Raw genomic sequence first — 1,194 nt, forward strand, 5'->3', positions numbered from 1 at the left:
GCTGGGCCGCGGCCGAGGGCGGAACCACCGGCGGCGCCGCCGCCGACCCCGCCCACGTGTACACCGTCGACACCTGGGAGGAGCTCAAGGCGGCCGTCGGCAACGGTGACGGCACCCCGAGGATCATCCGGGTCAGAGGCACCCTCGACGCCAACAGCGACGCCGAGGGCGAACCGCTGGGCTGCGCCGACTACGCCACGGACGGCTACACCCAGGAGGGCTACCTCGCGGCCTACGACCCGGCCACCTGGGGAACCGCCGAGCCGTCCGGGCCGCTGGAGGACGCGCGCGTCGCCTCCGCCCGCCGCCAGGCGGAGCGGATCCGGCTCGACGTCGGGGCCAACACCACCATCGTCGGCATCGGCGACCGCGCCCGGCTGCTGGGCGCCAACGTCCAGGTCCGCGGCGTGGACAACGTCATCGTCCGCAACCTGACCTTCGAGGACACCTTCGACTGCTTCCCGCAGTGGGACCCGACCGACGGGGCCGAGGGCGCCTGGAACTCCGAGTACGACAGCCTGGTCGTGTACGGCTCCACCCACGTGTGGGTCGACCACAACACCTTCACCGACGGCCGGCGTCCCGACGACGCCCAGCCCCGTCACTACGGGCAGCTCTACCAGCAGCACGACGGGCAGCTCGACGTCGTGCGGGGCGCCGACCTCGTCACCGCCTCCTGGAACGTCTTCGCCGACCACAGCAAGACCATCCTGATCGGCAACAGCGACGGCGCGGGCGCCACGGACAGCGGCAGGCTGCGGGTCACCCTGCACCACAACCTGTTCCGGGACACCGGGGAGCGCACCCCGCGCGTCCGCTTCGGACAGGTCGACGTCTACAACAACCACCACCTGGTCCGCGACGCCGGGGCCTTCGGCTACGCCTACGGCGTCGGGCGGGAGTCGGCGATCTTCGCCGAGAAGAACCACTTCACCCTTCCCGCGTCCGTCCCCGCCGGTGCGGTCCTGCACAAGTGGAGCGAGGCGCCCATCACCGCCGAGGACAACTTCGTCAACGGGGCCGAGGTGGACCTGATCGCGGCGTACAACGCCGGGCACCCGGACGCCCTGCTCCGGTCGGACGCGGGCTGGAGCCCGGAACTGCGGGCCCGGGTCGACGAGACCGGTGACGTGCCGGGGTTCGTCGCCCGCTGGGCCGGGGCCGGGCAGCTCGACGAGTGCGAGCCGCACGAAC

1 protein-coding gene is annotated in these 1,194 nt (G+C 72.5%); it reads left to right on the plus strand.

The features are described from left to right. Nucleotides 1-1,194 (plus strand): polysaccharide lyase family 1 protein (locus HW445_RS31755; protein ID WP_180224223.1); only part of this gene is annotated, 1,194 nt, incomplete at both ends.

Source organism: Streptomyces sp. UH6 (genome assembly GCF_013421635.1).
Taxonomy (GTDB): Bacteria; Actinomycetota; Actinomycetes; order Streptomycetales; family Streptomycetaceae; genus Streptomyces; species Streptomyces abyssomicinicus.